Origin of the sequence: Collinsella sp. LCP19S3_D5 (assembly GCF_052121415.1) — a bacterium.
GTDB lineage: Bacteria > Actinomycetota > Coriobacteriia > Coriobacteriales > Coriobacteriaceae > Collinsella.
In genome coordinates, this window is sequence record NZ_JBQKEH010000002.1 from 46601 (window position 1) to 62787 (window position 16187).

The window sequence follows — 16187 nt, forward strand, 5'->3', positions numbered from 1 at the left end:
GGAAACATTTTTCTGCGATAGTATCTGCGATATAGACCAGTCGAAACCCGCCCGAAAGAAAGGGGAGCGACATGAACCAGCAGAACATCGATTACGTACTCCGTTCCGTAGAGCAGCGTGACATCCGCTTTGTGCGTCTGTGGTTTGTCGACATTCTCGGCCGCCTCAAGAACTTTGCCATTAGCCCCGAAGACCTCGAGGTCGCTTTTGAGGAGGGTATTGGCTTTGACGGCTCCGCCATCGAGGGCTTTGCCACGCCCGAGGAAGCCGACATGCTCGCGTTCCCTGACGCCTCGACCTTCCAGATCCTGCCGTGGCGCCCGAGCCATAACGGCGTCGCCCGCGTGTTCTGCGATGTGTGCACTCCCGATCGCAAGCCGTTTGCCGGCGACCCGCGCGACGCCCTGCGCCGCATGTTCTATAAGGCCGAGAAGGCCGGCTACCTGCTCAACGTGGGTGCCGAGCTGGAGTATTACTACTTCCCCGACGAGCACACCCCCGAGCCGCTCGACAACGTGGGCTACTTCGACCTTTCGGTGAGCGATGCCGCTCGCGACCTGCGCCGCAATACGGTGCTCACGCTCGAGAAGATGTCCGTGCCCGTGGAGTACACCTTCCACGCCGCCGGCCGCTCGCAGCACGGCATGAGCTTGCGTCACGCCGAGGCCCTGAGCATGTCCGACGCCATCACCACGGCCAAACTCATCATTAAGCAGCAGGCCTACGAGAGCGGTTGCCACGCCTCCTTTATGCCCAAGCCGCTGGCGGGCGAGGACGGCAGCGCCATGTTTTTGCATCAGTCGCTGTTCGACCACGACGGCAACAACGTCTTTTGGGGCGAGGACGACGAGAAGTACCACCTCTCCGATATCGCCAAGCACTATATGGCCGGCATTCTGGCACACGCGCGCGAGATCAGCGCCATCACCAACCCCACGGTCAACTCGTACAAGCGCATCACCACGGGCGGCGACTCCGTGCCACAGTACGCTACGTGGGGCCTGCGCAACCGCGCGAGCATGGTCCGCATCCCGGTCTACAAGCCCGGCAAGCAGCTGTCCACGCGCATCGAGCTTCGCAGCCCCGATCCCATGGCCAATCCGTACCTGGTCAACGCCGTCACGCTGGCGGCTGGTCTGGACGGCATCGAGCGCAAGCTGGAACTCCCGCCCGAGGCAACGGCCGAGACGCTCAAGCTTACCGACCGTCAGATGGTCGAGGCCGGCTATACGCCGCTGCCGCGCTCGCTCAAAGAGGCGCTCGACGTGTTTGAGGACTCGCAGTTTATGAAGGATGCCCTCGGCGAGCACATCCACAGCTTCTTCCTCAAAAAGAAGCGCGACGAGTGGCATAAGTTTGAGTCCACGATTACCGAGTGGGAGATCAAGCATTATCTGGCGAACTCCTAATCGCGCTGGTTCGTTCCAGTACGATTGAGCTCATTTCCTTGGAGGTCGATATGTCCGAAAAGAGTGCCCTGTTCATGGCGCGCACGACGCGCTTCCACGAGTTTGCCCGCAGCTTGACGACCACCCTGGGTGTCGAGGTGAGCCTGGCAACCCCCGATTCGCCGACTGCGGCGCATGACTTTGACCTGCTGATCCTCGATTCCGATGGCATCCGCAGCGACCGCATCGATCAGATTGCCAAATGGCTCGACGACCGCGGCGGCGTTCCCATGTTGGTAATCGTCGACGACGAGGCGCTCGGCACCCTGCGCCTGCCCAATCACGCGCATGCCGACTTTGTATGCCCCACGGCGACACCCAACGAGCTTAAGGCTCGTGCGCAGCGCCTGATGGGCGAGGAGGAGACCATCACCGCCGACGATGTGCTCAACATCGATAACCTCGAGATTAACCTGGCTACCTACCAGGTGACACTCGACGACGAGCCCATCGACCTGACGCTGATGGAGTACTCGCTGCTGAGCTTTTTGGCGACGCACCCCAACCGCGCCTACAGCCGCGAGGTGCTGCTGCACCGCGTGTGGGGTTTTGAGTACTGCGGCGGCACGCGCACCGTCGACGTGCACATTCGACGCATCCGCTCTAAGGTGGGCCCGCAGATCGCGGCGCACATTACCACCGTCCGCGGCGTGGGCTATCTGTTTAAGGACTAGCTTTTCACCGCAAAGGGGGCAGGTGCCTTCGTGGTGGTTTTGCCGCATGCGTGGATCCCTTTCGAGTTTGCAGCAGAACTTAAGCATTCCTTAAAGATTGCGTTCTCATACACGTTCGCCCGCATATTGGGGTACAACTCAACGTGAACAATGATGGCCCGCCACATGTTTGGCGGGCCTTTGGTTATTAGACGAAAGGATCGCAGCTATGAGCGAGAACGATTCCCAGCGTCCCCAGGATGCGGGCAACGCTGGCGAGACCCAGCAGCAGCCGCGCGTGCAGGTGGAGTCGACGCCTGCCGACGGCAACATTCCCTACGTGCAGGCCTACGACACACAGACCGGCCAGCCGCTGGGCGGTCAGCAGGTTGTAACCAAGCACACGGTGGTCAAGACCAAGACCAAAAAGCTACCGATCTTTATTACGGCGCTCGCCGGCTGCGCCTGCGGCGCCCTGCTGGTCATCGCGCTCATTATGAGTGGCACGCTCAACATTGGCGGCGGAAAGAATGTCGTGACGGCGGGTGCTTCGGGTTCATCGACGCAAAAGATTACGATCGACTCCGAGGACACCACGCTTGCCGAGGCCGTTTCTGCCAAGGCCCTGCCCTCCGTCGTTTCCATCACTGCCACTTCGAGCGGTAGCCAGAATGGCTCGCTTTCGCAGTCTGCCGACGAGTCGGATGGTTCGGGCAGCGTCGGTTCGGGCGTGGTGCTCGATACCGAGGGCCACATCCTCACCAACAACCATGTGGTCGATGGCTATGACCAGTACGTGGTTACCATGGACGACGGTACCACCTACGAGGCCGAGTTCGTGGGCAACGACGCCTCGAGCGACCTGGCCGTCATCAAGCTCAAGGATGCTGACGCCTCCAAGCTCACGCCGATCGAGATTGGTGATTCCTCCAAGCTCAACGTGGGCGAGTGGGTCATGGCGATCGGCTCGCCGTTCGGCAACGAGCAATCTGTCTCCACGGGCATTGTGTCGGCGCTGTATCGCTCCACGGCCATGAGTTCTACCAGCGGCAACACCATCTACGCCAACATGATCCAGACCGATGCCGCCATCAACCCGGGCAACTCCGGCGGCGCGCTCGTTAACGACAATGGCGAACTCGTGGGTATTAACTCTCTTATCGAGAGCTACTCGGGCTCCAGCTCGGGCGTGGGCTTTGCCATTCCGGTCAACTATGCCAAGAACATCGCCGACCAGATTATCGACGGCAAGACGCCGGTTCATCCGTACCTGGGCGCCACGCTTTCGAGCGTCAACGCGCTCAACGCCCGCACTAACAATCTCGGCACCGATAGCGGCGCGTATGTGGCAAGTGTCGTCGAGGACGGTCCTGCCGCCAAGGCTGGCATCCAAGAGGGCGATGTCATCACCAAGCTGGGTGACGATGAGATTACGAGCGCCGATGGCCTGATTATCGCGCTGCGCAGCCACGAGGTGGGCGAGAAGGTCGAGATCACGCTCGTGCGCGGCAAGGAAGAGAAAAAGGTCACGGTCGAGCTGGGTTCTGATGAGGAGCTGCAGAACCAGCAGCAGAACGACAGCGCGACCGACACCGGCAACGGCGGCATTACCGACGAGCAGCTGCGCCAGTATCTGGAGGAGCTGCTGGGCCAGCAGGGCCAGGGGCAAGGCTACGGTCAGGGTTTCTAACGAGCTGTATCGCACATATCGAAGCCAGAGGGGCTGTTCCGCCAGCGCGGGACAGCCCCTCTTTTCCTATTGATCCGTTGGGGGCGGAGGAAAACGGATCATTTAGAAATGGCAAGGGCATGGTTCGGAAGGGCTTGGACAGTTAGTTCAGATTTGTATAAAACGGGTGCGGTCTGAGGCGTGTTTTGAGCGCTTTTGAAATGAAAGATGGGCCGAGATGGGTGTCTCGAAGACGGAAGCAAACCTAATTCGCCGTCCAGAACGATTGATTGGGGCGAAAAGCCGGTATTTCAGCTCGATTCAGCGCGCGTAATTATACAAATCTGAACTAACTGTCCAACCCCGGTCCGGTCGCTGCCAATTCGGTGCGGTTTGAGACCGCTATTCGGCCCCATTGCGACCGGTGGTACTCTAGTATCCGTTTGAAATCGAGCGAAGGAGTGCCGCTATGGAGCAATCGAGCCTGTTTGGTGACGGCGTGGACATCGATACCGAAACGACAGCGAGCACGGATACCGCCGCGCCGGCCGATACCCGTGCCCAGGCGGCAGCGCGCGCGGCTGAGTTGCGCCACGAGCTCGATTACCACGCCTACCGCTACTACATGCTCGATGCACCCGAGATCACGGACGCCGCCTTTGACAAAATGCTCGTTGAACTGCAAGAAATCGAGGCCGCCTACCCCGACCTGGTGACGCCCGACAGCTATACCCAGCGCGTGGGCGGCTACGTGAGCGAGCAGTTTACGCCGGTCACGCACATGGCACGCATGTATTCCATGGACGATGCCATGGATCTGGACGAGCTCGACGCATGGCTCCAGCGCACCGAGGATGCGCTCGGTGCCGGTAGCGTCACCTATACCTGCGAGCTCAAGATTGACGGTCTGGGCGTCGCGCTTACCTACCAAAACGGCACCTTCGTACGCGCCGCCACGCGCGGTGACGGCACCACGGGCGAGGACGTATCGCTCAACGTGCGCACTATCAAGGATGTGCCCATGCACCTGTCCGAGCCGGCGCTCGCTCACATGGGCGCCGACCGCGAGCGTACCATCGAAGTGCGCGGTGAGGTCTACATGCCTAAGGGCAGCTTTGTTCGCCTGAACGGCGAGGCCGATGCCGAGGGCCGCGACCCCTTCGCCAACCCGCGCAACGCCGCTGCCGGATCCTTGCGTCAGAAGGATCCCAAGGTCACGGCGCGTCGCGATCTTGCCACCTTTATCTATGCCATCGCCGATACCGATCCGCTGCACGTCCACAGCCAGCGCGAATTTCTCGACTGGCTGCGCAGCGCCGGCTTTAGTGTTAATCCCAACGTGGCACGCTGCGCCACACCGGCCGAGGTCCACGAGTTCTGCGCCCAGGCGCTCGAGCACCGCGGCGACCTGGATTACGACATCGACGGCGTGGTCGTAAAGGTTGACAGCTTCCAGCAGCAGCTCGACCTGGGCTTTACCGCCCGCGCACCACGCTGGGCCATTGCCTTTAAGTTTCCGCCCGAGGAAAAGCAGACCGTCCTGCGCGAAATTCGCATCCAGGTGGGTCGCACCGGTGTGCTCACGCCGGTCGCCGAGTTCGATCCGGTGACGGTTGCCGGCTCTACCATCGCGCGCGCCACGCTGCACAATATCGACGAGATCCGTCGCAAAAACGTGCGCGAGGGCGACACCATCATCGTGCACAAGGCAGGCGACGTAATCCCCGAGGTCGTGGGCCCGGTGCTCGATAAGCGCCCGGCCGATTCGGTCGACTGGCATATGCCCGAGGTCTGCCCCGTGTGCGGTAGCCCCGTGGTCCACGAGGATGGCGAGGTGGCTTACCGCTGCGTGTCCATCGACTGCCCCGCACAGCTCAAGGAGCGCCTGCTCCACTGGGTGAGCCGCGGTTGCATGGACGTCGATGGCCTAGGCGACGAGATCGTCGACAAGATGATCGCCGCCGGGCTGATTCACGACGTCGCAGACTTCTACCAGCTCACGGTCGATGACATCGCAGGCCTGGACACGGGGCGCACCTATGCCAGCTCTAACAGCAAAAAGGGCGTTAAGAAGGGCGACCCCATTCCGGTAGGCCTCAAGACGGCCGAGAAAATCATCGCCGAGCTCAACAAGTCCAAGAGCCAGCCGCTCGGTCGCGTGCTGTTTGCCCTGGGTATCCGTCACGTGGGCAAGAGCGTGGGCGAGGTCATCGCCGAGCGATTCCTGTCGATTGACAAGCTCATCTTGGCGAGCGAAGAAGACATTGCCGAGTGCGAGGGCATCGGCCCCAAGATTGCGGCGAGCGTCAAGCAGTTCCTGGCCGTGCCCGAGAACCTTGCCGTCCTGGAACGTCTGCGCCAGGCGGGCCTTTCGCTCGAGGTCGATTTGGGCGCCGCGCACGCGCAAGCCGCAGCCGACGCTGGCGTGGCAGGCGAGCTCGCCGACGCACAGCCGCTCGCGGGTCTGACCTTCGTGCTCACCGGCACGCTCGTCAACCGCACGCGCGACGAGGCGGGCGCGGCGCTCAAGGTGCTCGGCGCCAAGGTCTCGGGCAGCGTATCAAAGAAGACGAGCTATCTGGTTGCCGGTCCCAAAGCGGGTTCCAAGCTTACCAAGGCCGAGCAGCTGGGTGTGCCCGTGCTGGATGAGGACGCACTCGAGCAGATCTTGGCTACCGGCGAGGTGCCCCAGGCTTAAGGCATCAATAGTCAAATTGAAGAACCGCCCGGAAGCGCGATGCCTTCCGGGCGGTTCTTACTTTGTTGGGGAAACCGGCATCGTGATCTGCGTCACGTAGGTCGCGGGGTCGTCGCTGATGATGTCGTCAATGAGGGCGATTTCGCGTTGCCCCGCTACGCTGCCAACTTGTCAAAAGCCCCGCGCCGGTTGAGCACGGTAAACGCGACAACACAGATGACTGCCGACAAAATCGATCCGCACGGCGAGGCGATGCCCATGGGAAACAGCGTGTCGGAATAGGCGTTCGACAGCAGCCACGCGCCCGGCACGCGAATGAGTGCCACGGCCAGCACGTTGTGCGCAAAGCCGATGTAGCTCTTGCCGTATGCAGCGAAAAAGCCGCTAAAGCAAATGTGGATGCCGGCAAAAATCGCGTCGAAAATATAGCTGCGCATATAGCCGGTGCCGGCAGCGACTACTGCAGCGTCCTTGGCAAAAAAGCCAATAAACGCCGGCGCCACCAGCCACATCAGCACCGTGATCAGGCATCCGTACACCACCGAGATCGTCATGGTGTCTTTGAGCACCTGACGCGCGCGGTCGCCCTTGCCCGCGCCGGCGTTTTGCGCCGTGAGTGCGCTGACGGTGGCACCCATGGAACTCGGTACAATGAACAAAAAGCTGATCATCTTTTCGACCAGGCCCACGGCGGCGGCGTCGACCAGGCCGCGATGGTTGGCGATGACGGTGATAAACATAAACGCCACCTGGATGCAGCCGTCCTGCACGGCCACGGGCACGCCGATCTTAAGGATGCCGCCGAGCACCTCGGGCTGGGGACGCAGGTCGCTGCGCTTAACATGGATGTTCGTGCGGCGGCTCTTAAGCCACACGAGCGCGAGGGCAACGCTGGCCGTTTGGGCGGTTACCGTGCCGAGTGCCGCACCCACGGGGCCGAGCCCTATGTGGCCGATAAACAGAAAATCGAGCGCGATGTTGATGATGCACGCCACGCCAATCACGTACATAGGCGAGCGCGAATCGCCCAGCCCGCGAAAGATGGCCGAAAGAATGTTGTATGCGGCGATAAACGGAATGCCGACAAAGCAGATGCGCAGGTAGGCGGCGGTGCCTTCAACTGCCTCGGGCGGCGTGCCAATGAGCGCCACGATCTGCGGGCACAGTGCGAGCAGGATGGCTGCCAGCACTACCGAGACACCCATAAACAGCGTGATGGTGTTGCCGATGGCGGTCTCGGCGCGATCGAAGCGGCGCGAACCCACGGCGTGGCCGACGATAACCGTCGTTCCCATGGCCAGACCCACGAGCGTCACGGTAATGATATAGAGCGTCTGCGCGCCATTGCCCACGGCGGTGATGCCGGCGGCACCGCTAAACTGCCCCATCATGTACAGGTCGGCCATGCCGTAGAGCATCTGCAAAAAGTACGAGAGCATATAGGGCAGGGCAAAGACCGCGATGGTCTTAAGGACATTGCCGCGTGTGAGGTCGTGTTCCATAGGTGGGGCTTTCTGGCTGGGTCTGTTTACGTACCAGTGTAGTGAAAACCCTACAACGATTATAGAGTCAAGGTTTGCGTGTTGAGGATGGGCTTGGGAAGCCGGCCTTGTTCGAAGCGACCTCTCCTGTCGTACGGGTGTCGGCATGATTCTCTCGTGGGGTATTATGTTTTTCGAAGAATAAAACGCCGCGTGAGGGGAGGGCTGCGTGGACGGGCACGTGCAGCATGACGGTTTTGGCCGCGATATCAACTACCTGCGCATTGCCGTTACCGACAAGTGCAATTTCCGCTGCATTTACTGCATGCCGGCCGATGGCGTGGCGCCCCGTGCACACGACGAGTTACTCAGCGCCGAGGAAATCGCCCGCTTTGTGCGCTTGGTGGCGGGGGAGGGCATTCGCCGCGTGCGCCTGACGGGCGGCGAGCCGCTGGTCAGCCGCCGTATTATTCCGCTTATTCGCGACATCCGCGCGATCCCTCAGATCGAGGACATCTCGCTCACCACCAACGGCGCCCTGCTGCCCAAGCTGGCGCCGCAGCTCAAAGATGCCGGGCTTAACCGCGTCAACATCTCGCTCGACACGCTCGACCCTACGCTCTTTGGAAAGATCACGCGCCTGGGTCGGCTCGAGCAGACCATGGCCGGCATCGACGCGGCGCTGGCTTGGGGCTTTGAGCCCGTTAAGGTCAACTGCGTTATTGTGCGCCGGCTCAACCAGGATGTGGCGGCCCTCGCGCGGCTTACGCTCGACCGTCCCATCCACCTGCGCTTTATCGAATATATGCCCATCGGCGACGAGCACACGAGCTCGCATTGCGCTGTGGACCCGCATGCGCCCGCGCTCAATCCCGAGCTGTGGGACGCGAGCGATACCGTGCCGAGTGACGAGCTGCGGGCGCGCATCAATGCCGGGGCCACCGCGACGGGGCTGGGCGAGCTCGAGCCGCTCGACATCAACGATGCTCCTGCCGGCGCGGGCCCTGCGCGCTATTGGCGCTTTCCGGGCGCGGCGGGAACGGTTGGCTTCATTAGCGCCATGTCCAACCATTTTTGTGCGAATTGCAACCGTCTGCGCCTGACGGCCGATGGCAACGTGCGTCCGTGCCTGTTTAGCGATGCCGAGTATTCGGTGCGCGACGCCCTGCGCCGTGGTGATGATATGCAGGTACTTTCGATTTGGCGCGATGCCGTGGCCCACAAACCGCAGGAACACGCGATAATTGAGGGTACGCAACGATTTATGTCCCAAATCGGAGGATGATCATATGGCCAAGAGCAGGTACGCCGATGCCACCAAGGCCGCTCGCAGGGCCGCGATGTCTGCCCACAAAGTCACGGCCGCGGCGAATGCTGGCAACGCCGACGCGTCCGCGCAGCCGACTTCCAGCGCGGCCACCAAACCCGCCCGTGACGCACGTCGCAACGAGCTGACGCACGTGGACGCCAAGGGCGAGGTGCGCATGGTCGATGTGTCCGACAAGGCCGAGACCCATCGCATCGCCATCGCCGAGGGCACCATCCTCATGCATCCCGAGACACAGGCTATGGTGCTGCAGGACCGCGCCAAAAAGGGCGACGTACTTGCCTGCGCGCGCGTGGCGGGCATCATGGCCATCAAACGCACGAGCGACATCATTCCCATGTGCCATCCGTTGCCCATTACCAAGAGCAAGTGCGACATTGCGCCCATCGCTCCGGCGGGGACGCCGGCCGAGGACGTGCCCGAGGGCTGGGCGCCGGCGCGCGCGGACGGGCAGGTTGGCTTTCACGTACTGGTTACTGCCGGCGTGACGGGCAAGACGGGTATCGAGATGGAGGCCCTGACCGGCGCGAGTGCTGCGTGTTTAACGATCTATGACATGTGCAAGGCAGTCGATCGCGGTATGGAGATCGTCGACGTGCGCCTGCTGCACAAGGAGGGCGGCCGCTCGGGCGTATGGGACCGCGCAGAGCGTCAGGCCGCTGCTGTTGAGGCCGTGGCCACTGACGGTGCCGCACCTGCGAGCGCACCCGTCGCCGTCGCGCCCGCAGCTCCGATACCGGCCGTCCCCGCGATCGCGTTTATCGGCTACCAAAACTCGGGCAAGACCACGCTCGTCGAGAAGGTCATTGCCGAGCTCACCCGCCGCGGCCTGCGCGTGGGGTCGCTCAAGCATCACGGGCACCACGGCTTTGATATCGACGTGCCCGCTAAGGATACCTGGCGCCATCACCAGGCCGGATCCAAGCACGTGGGCCTCATCTGCGCCACGCGCTGGGCGGAGTACGCCGACACGCGCGAGGAGGACGAGATGCCCGCGCGCGAGCTGCTGTCGCGTTACAACGATGTCGACGTGGTGATCATCGAGGGCTACAAGACCGAGGGCTTCGACAACATCGTGGTCGCGCGCTCCGGTGTCGACCGTCTGCGCGGCAAGAGCTCGCTCGACCTGGTCGACGGCCGCACGCTGGCCCTTGCCTGCAACGAAGCCCTGGCACGTCAGGCATTCGATGCCGGCTTTGCGACCCGAGCCATCAACATCAACGACGCCCGCGCCATCTGCGACCTTATCCAAGACCACCTTTAAGGCTTGGCGCTGAACCTGCCAAAAAGGGACAGGTTTATTTTGGCAGGTTCTATCTGGGCAAACGTCATTTCCACCACAAAGGGGCCAGGCACCTTTGTGGTGGTTTTTGCTTTGGTAGATTTTTGTGACATGCCTTACAATCTACCAAGTAGTTCATGACGGGCGAAAAACGGAGAGAAGGGTCCTGATGCGTCCTTAATGTTTCATGCGGATAGATTGATTTGACAGACGGCGGCGAATGTCCACCGCCCGTATTCGTATGAAACGAGGAGTCTCCGTGCTCGTATCTCTTCTCTCAAAACCTCACCCTTCGTTGTCCGCGCGGGCTAAGCACCTGGTGGCAATGCGCTTCCTCATATATACCGGCTTTCAGACCAGCTACTTTATCGGTGTTATCGGAACACTCACCTATGCGGACGGCGCCTCGGTCGTTGCGACATCGCTGGCCGTCCTGTTTATGAACGTTTTCGTGATCCTGGGGTCCTTTGCGGGCGGCGCGGCGCTTGACGCTTGGGGTCCGTGCCGGCATTTCCGGGCGAGTATCTTCGGCACGTTGGCAACCGGCGCGGCAATCCTCGCCTGTGGCAGCGCGACCGGAACAGTCCTTGCCGGCGCGGTGCTCCTGGGCTTTGTGATAGGATTCGCCCAACCCGTCGCCACGTCCTATCCGGCGTATCTCACCGACGACCCCGTCGAGCTCAAAGACATCAACTCCGCCATCGCCATGCTCTCCAACGTGAGCATTATCGTCGGTCCCACACTGGGCGGCTTTGTCGCGGCGGCTGCATCGTCACACGCGGTGTTTTTGCTCATGATGATCTTTACCGTACTGGCGCTCGTCGCCGGTTGGGGCTTTAGGCCGCAAGCAGGTCGCGTCGCCGCGCGCGAAAGTGCTCCCGCGGATAGCAGCACAACGGCAAGTACTGCCAATCAAAGCTCCGACTCCAATAAATCCACCCGCGTCACCTTCGTGACCAGCATCAAGACAGTCTTTACCAACAGCGTCCTCGCCCTGCTGTTCTGCATTATTTTCCTTTCGAACTTTGGCTATGGCGCCTTCGATCCACTGGAGTCATTCTTCTACCGCGATGTTCTGCATGTCGGTGTCGAGTGGATGGGCTGGCTCTCGTCTGCCTGCGGCGTGGGCGCGGTGCTGGGCGCCGTGGTCGCGCTCCGCTTGCCGCCGCACCTGGTCAACCTTAAGACGCTGCTTGTGGCGCTTCTGTCCGTGGGCCTGGGAAGTTTGCTCTATGTGGGGACGCCGTACGTGGGCGTAGCCCTCGTCGGCCAGATTGCCCTGGGCGTGGCCTGGGGCGTCGTCAATCCGCTCCACAACACGATCGTGCAAACGACGGCCCCGCTCGAGCAGCTCGGTCGCGTCAACTCGGTCATGGGCTTTGGCAACATGTTCGCCGGCGTGGCGCCGCTGGCGATTGCCCCGTGGCTGGCGGCGACGTTTGGCGTGCAGCAGACGCTCATCGGGGCGGGTATGGTCGTGACAGCGGTTCCCGCGGCACTGCTGCTGTTTGGACGCCGGCATTTGGATCGTGCCGCAAAGCAGTAAAAACCATCACAACATTCGATGAAAATCGCGATTTTGCCGAATAACGTCGAATGTTGTGATGGTTTGCGCCCCGGGTCATGCCATCCTGCGGATCCGGCCACCACAAAGGGGCCAGGCACCTTTGTGGCGGTTTTTGCTATGGACGGTGCGGTTTCGCTGCAGAACCGCCAGCCCGCCGCCTGCCAACCGCCGCCCTCGTTACGTTTTCGCTGCATTTGGGTAAAGCGCCTGCTCCAAGCCGGCGTTGCCTTGTATACTAGAGCGGTTTAACTGTTATGCGGAAGGGAGCGCCTATGGCACTCAGCGAGAAAGACGTGCGCGGTATCGCCGAGTACGCAAAGATCGCACTGACCGATGACGAGCTCGCCCAGATGACGTCCTACATGAACGATGCCGTCCAGATGCTCGAGCCCGTCTTGCAATATGACTTGCCCGACGTGGAGCCCACGTTCCATCCCATCGGAAGCCTGTCCAACGTGATGGGCGATGACCTGCGCGAGCCCGAGCGGGACCTGCCGCTCGACGTCGCGCTCGAAAACGCCGGCAGCGCGCGCGACCGCTACTTCCGCGTGCCGTCCATTTTGGGAGAGGGGGAGAGCGAGTAATGGCGCAGAGCTTCGATTCCCTTACCGCTGTCCAGATTGCCGCGGGCGTTGCCGCTGGCGACTTTACCGCTACCGAGGTGGCCCAGGCCTCCCTTGCCGCCATCGAGGCGCGCGAGGGCGGGGTCCAGGCATTCCTGCAGGTGGCGCCCGAGCTTGCGCTCGAGGCCGCCGCGCGCGTGGATGCCGATCGTGCCGCAGGCAAGCCGCTGCCCCCGCTCGCGGGCGTGCCGCTGGCCATCAAGGACAACATGAACCTTGTGGGCACGCGCACCACCTGCGCTTCCCGCATGCTCGAGAACTACCAGAGCGTCTACACCGCCACCTGCGTCCAGCGCATGCTCGATGCCGGCTGCCTGCCCATGGGCAAGGCCAACATGGACGAGTTTGCCTTTGGCAGCTCCACCGAGAGCTCAGCGTTCCACCGCACCAACAACCCCTGGGATACCGAGCGCGTGCCCGGCGGCTCCTCGGGCGGCTCCGCTGCCGCCGTCGCCGCGGGCGAGGTCGCGCTCTCGCTGGGCTCGGACACCGGCGGCTCCATTCGCCAGCCGGCGTCGCTGTGCGGCGTGGTGGGCTTTAAGCCCACGTATGGCGCCGTGAGCCGTTACGGCGTGGTCGCCTTTGGCTCGTCGCTCGACCAGGTGGGCCCCTTCGGCCGCACGGTCGAGGATGTCGCGCTGGCCATGAACGCGCTTACCGGCGCGGGTCACGATCCCTACGACTGCACCAGCCAGGATTGCGCCGTCGACTTTACCGAGCATCTCAACGACAGCATCGAGGGTAAGCGCGTGGGTATCATCCCCGCGTTTATGGAGGCCGAGGGCCTGACGCCCGAGGTCAAGGCCGCTGTTCAGCGCGCCGCCCAGGAGCTGCAGAACCAGGGCGCCGAGCTGGTCGAGGTCGACCTGCCGCACCTGGATGCCGCCATCGCCGCCTACTACGTCATCGGCCCGGCCGAGGCGTTCTCCAACCTGGCCCGCTTCGACGGTATTCGCTACGGCTATCAGGAGGAGGGCTGCACCAACCTGTCCGACCAGAGCTCGCTGTCGCGCGCCCACGGCTTTGGCGCCGAGGCCAAGCGCCGTCAGATGCTCGGCGCCTACCTGCTGAGCTCGGGCGTGTACGACAAGTACTACTACGCTGCGCAAAAGGCCCGCACGCTCATCACGCAGGACTACGACACCGCGTATGCCAAGGTGGACACCATCCTCATGCCCGCCTCGCCGCGCACGGCCTTTAAGTTTGGCGAGATCAGCGACCCCACGCAGATGTACCTCTCCGACCTGTACACCATCTCGCTCAACATTTGCGGCAACGGTGGTATCTCGGTGCCGCTGGGCTTGGGCGAGGATACTCAGCTGCCCGTTTCTGCCCAGCTGGTGGGTCCGGCGTTTAAGGACCGTCAGCTGCTCACGTTTGCCCGCGCCCTGGAGCGCGGCTTTGCCGATGCCGCCACGGGTGCGCCCGCGCTTTCCGTCGCGCCCGATTTTGCCGGGAAGGGAGGCGAGCTGTAATGAAAGAGCTTTCCGAGGTCCTGCAGGATTGGGAGGCCGTGATCGGCCTGGAGATTCATACCGAGCTCACCGCACTCGATACCAAGATGTTCTGCAACTGCAAGCTCAGCCACGATGACGAGCCCAACGCCAACGTGTGTCCGGTGTGCTTGGGCCTGCCCGGCGCCCTGCCGGTGCCCAACAAGCGCGCCATCGAGAGCATCGTTAAGGCCGGCCTCGCCACCAACTGCGAGATCCAGCGCCACTCGATGTTCTACCGCAAGCACTACTTCTATCCCGATATGGCCAAGAACTTCCAGACCACGCAGGGTCCGGTCGCCTTTGCCATGTACGGTCACCTGGACCTGGACGTGACTGGTCGCGGCGCTGCAGAGCGCCCCGATTGCGTGTTTGGCGAGGCCGAGGCCCAGAGCCTGGCGAGCGCCTCGGCCAACGCCGAGGGCCTGTCCACGTCCATGACGTCGACCATGCGCGAGGGCAATCAGCGTGCCGGCCATCTGGCCAGCTATGACGCGTCCAACCTGCAGATGCCCGAGCGTCGCGAGGACGGTTCCTACACGGTGCCCATCCGCATCCTTCGCATCCACATGGAGGAGGACGCCGCCAAGATGGTGCACGTGGGTGGTGCCGAGGGCCGCATTACCGCCGCCGCCGAGTCGCTTGTCGACTACAACCGCTGCGGCACGCCTTTGATTGAGCTCGTGACTGAGCCCGACTTGCGTACGCCTGAGGAGGCTCGCCTGTTTATGGAAAAGCTCCGTCGCATTTTTGTGACGCTGGGCATTTCGGACTGCTCGATGGAGAAGGGCTCCATGCGCTGCGACGGCAATGTGTCGCTGCGCCGCCGCGGCGAGACCAAGCTGGGCACCAAAACCGAACTCAAGAACCTCAACTCATTTAAGAGCCTGCACGACGGCCTTGCCTACGAGATTTGCCGCCAGGCCGAGGTGCTCGAGGAGGGCGGCATTATCTATCAGGAGACCCGCCACTGGGAGCCCAGCCGCAAGCGCACCGTGGTCATGCGTGTGAAGGAGACGGCCGACGACTATCGTCTGTTCCCCGACCCCGACTTGGCGCCGTTCGATCTGGACGACGAGTTCATCGATCGCTGCCGAGGTGAGATTCCCGAGCTGCCCGATACCAAGCGCGCCCGTTTTGAGGCCGATTTTGGCATTAAGGCGACCGATGCCGAGCAAATCGCCGGCGACCCGGAGTTTGCCGAGTTCTTTGAGGCCGCCGCTGCCGGTATGGCTGGCAAGGAGGCCCAGACGGTTGCAAACTTGCTGGTGAACGAGATGATCGCCTACCTTAAGGGCGCGGGCGTGTCGCTCGCCGAGTCCGGCATCGCGCCGGCTCAGGTGGCAGCGCTTGCCAAGCTGCTGGCGACCGATGCCATCAGCTCCAACCAGGCTCACGAGGTCTTTGAGGCCATGGCCCAGACCGGCGACGACCCCAACAAGATCGTCGACGAGCGCGGTATGCGTCAGGTGAGTGATGCCGGCGCGCTGCAGCCGATTGTGGACGAGGTGCTGGCAAACTGTGCCGAGCAGGCACAGCAGTATCGTGACGGCAACCAGAAGGTCATCGGCTTTTTGGTGGGCCAGTGCATGAAGGCGAGTCGCGGCAAGGGTAACCCAAAGCTCTTCAACGAGTTGCTGAGAACCTCGCTCTCGTAAGCGGGAACCGAGGGGCCGGGCGCAGGGCCTTGCCTCTCAATTTCGGACAGTCCTGACTCACGACGGAGGCGCCACTGGCGCCTCCTGTTCGTGCGGAACTCATTGAGAGGCAAGGCCCTGCGCCCGGCCCCTCGGTTCCGTGGCGACTCGGCCGTTCTGGTCAGTCGGGCTGAATGGAATTTGGTGAATGAGGGTGCCGTTGGCACCCTCATTTTTTTGTGGATGTGGCGCAGGGACGGTCCCTAGGTCACATTTTTGGGCTGTGGAAAGCGAAACTTAATACTTTTC

Annotated in this window: 11 protein-coding genes; 10 read left to right on the forward strand and 1 reads right to left on the reverse strand. The window is 62.3% G+C overall.

The window, feature by feature from the left end; all coding sequences use genetic code 11:
- Positions 1–71: 71 nt before the first annotated feature.
- From ACTQXO_RS01230 to ligA, 4 genes are all read left to right on the forward strand, one after another.
- Positions 72–1409: a glutamine synthetase family protein gene (locus ACTQXO_RS01230; RefSeq protein ID WP_427728639.1), complete on the forward strand. Its 1338-nt coding sequence runs from the start codon at positions 72–74 to the stop codon at positions 1407–1409.
- 50 nt (positions 1410–1459) lie between these two features.
- Positions 1460–2122, forward strand: a complete 663-nt coding sequence (locus ACTQXO_RS01235; protein ID WP_427728642.1) for a response regulator transcription factor — start codon at positions 1460–1462, stop codon at positions 2120–2122.
- A gap of 208 nt (positions 2123–2330) precedes the next feature.
- Positions 2331–3791, forward strand: coding sequence for a S1C family serine protease (locus ACTQXO_RS01240; protein WP_441545375.1), 1461 nt, complete (start codon positions 2331–2333; stop codon positions 3789–3791).
- Positions 3792–4239: 448 nt separating this feature from the next.
- On the forward strand, positions 4240–6468 hold the full coding sequence (gene ligA, locus ACTQXO_RS01245; protein WP_441032193.1) for an NAD-dependent DNA ligase LigA: 2229 nt from the start codon (positions 4240–4242) through the stop codon (positions 6466–6468).
- Between the two features lie 155 nt (positions 6469–6623).
- On the opposite strand, the gene ACTQXO_RS01250 is transcribed toward ligA, so the two are convergent.
- A complete protein-coding gene (locus ACTQXO_RS01250; protein ID WP_441032191.1) occupies positions 6624–7970 on the reverse strand; it encodes an MATE family efflux transporter in 1347 nt (448 codons plus the stop codon).
- Positions 7971–8178: 208 nt separating this feature from the next.
- Here ACTQXO_RS01250 and moaA point away from each other — a divergent pair, with 208 nt between their 5' ends.
- The 6 genes from moaA (at position 8179) to gatB (ending at position 15899) form a co-directional block, all read left to right on the forward strand.
- On the forward strand, positions 8179–9234 hold the full coding sequence (moaA, locus tag ACTQXO_RS01255; protein WP_441038668.1) for a GTP 3',8-cyclase MoaA: 1056 nt from the start codon (positions 8179–8181) through the stop codon (positions 9232–9234).
- Positions 9235–9238: 4 nt separating this feature from the next.
- Entirely contained in the window at positions 9239–10540 is a 1302-nt protein-coding gene (gene mobB / locus ACTQXO_RS01260) for a molybdopterin-guanine dinucleotide biosynthesis protein B (RefSeq protein ID WP_441032187.1), read from the forward strand.
- A gap of 277 nt (positions 10541–10817) precedes the next feature.
- Positions 10818–12104 carry an MFS transporter gene (locus ACTQXO_RS01265; protein ID WP_441032185.1) on the forward strand — a complete coding sequence of 429 codons (1287 nt, stop codon included), beginning with the start codon at positions 10818–10820 and terminating at the stop codon, positions 12102–12104.
- A 293-nt stretch (positions 12105–12397) separates the two neighbouring features.
- Entirely contained in the window at positions 12398–12709 is a 312-nt protein-coding gene (gene gatC / locus ACTQXO_RS01270) for an Asp-tRNA(Asn)/Glu-tRNA(Gln) amidotransferase subunit GatC (protein WP_035136890.1), read from the forward strand.
- Positions 12709–14223 (forward strand): Asp-tRNA(Asn)/Glu-tRNA(Gln) amidotransferase subunit GatA, encoded by a 1515-nt coding sequence (gene gatA / locus ACTQXO_RS01275; protein ID WP_441032183.1) that lies wholly within the window; start codon positions 12709–12711, stop codon positions 14221–14223. The genes gatC and gatA overlap by 1 nt, the downstream gene beginning before the upstream one ends.
- A complete protein-coding gene (gene gatB, locus ACTQXO_RS01280; protein ID WP_441545376.1) occupies positions 14223–15899 on the forward strand; it encodes an Asp-tRNA(Asn)/Glu-tRNA(Gln) amidotransferase subunit GatB in 1677 nt (558 codons plus the stop codon). Before gatA ends, gatB begins: the two co-directional genes overlap by 1 nt.
- Positions 15900–16187 lie beyond the last annotated feature (288 nt).

Bases quoted from the DNA above. Each gene is read 5' to 3' on its own strand.
- ACTQXO_RS01230 (WP_427728639.1), top strand. From the start codon at position 72: ATGAACCAGCAGAACATCGATTACGTACTCCGTTCCGTAGAGCAGCGT.
- ACTQXO_RS01235 (WP_427728642.1), top strand. From the start codon at position 1,460: ATGTCCGAAAAGAGTGCCCTGTTCATGGCGCGCACGACGCGCTTCCAC.
- ACTQXO_RS01240 (WP_441545375.1), top strand. From the start codon at position 2,331: ATGAGCGAGAACGATTCCCAGCGTCCCCAGGATGCGGGCAACGCTGGC.
- ligA (WP_441032193.1), top strand. From the start codon at position 4,240: ATGGAGCAATCGAGCCTGTTTGGTGACGGCGTGGACATCGATACCGAA.
- ACTQXO_RS01250 (WP_441032191.1), bottom strand. From the start codon at position 7,970: ATGGAACACGACCTCACACGCGGCAATGTCCTTAAGACCATCGCGGTC.
- mobB (WP_441032187.1), top strand. From the start codon at position 9,239: ATGGCCAAGAGCAGGTACGCCGATGCCACCAAGGCCGCTCGCAGGGCC.
- gatC (WP_035136890.1), top strand. From the start codon at position 12,398: ATGGCACTCAGCGAGAAAGACGTGCGCGGTATCGCCGAGTACGCAAAG.
- gatA (WP_441032183.1), top strand. From the start codon at position 12,709: ATGGCGCAGAGCTTCGATTCCCTTACCGCTGTCCAGATTGCCGCGGGC.
- gatB (WP_441545376.1), top strand. From the start codon at position 14,223: ATGAAAGAGCTTTCCGAGGTCCTGCAGGATTGGGAGGCCGTGATCGGC.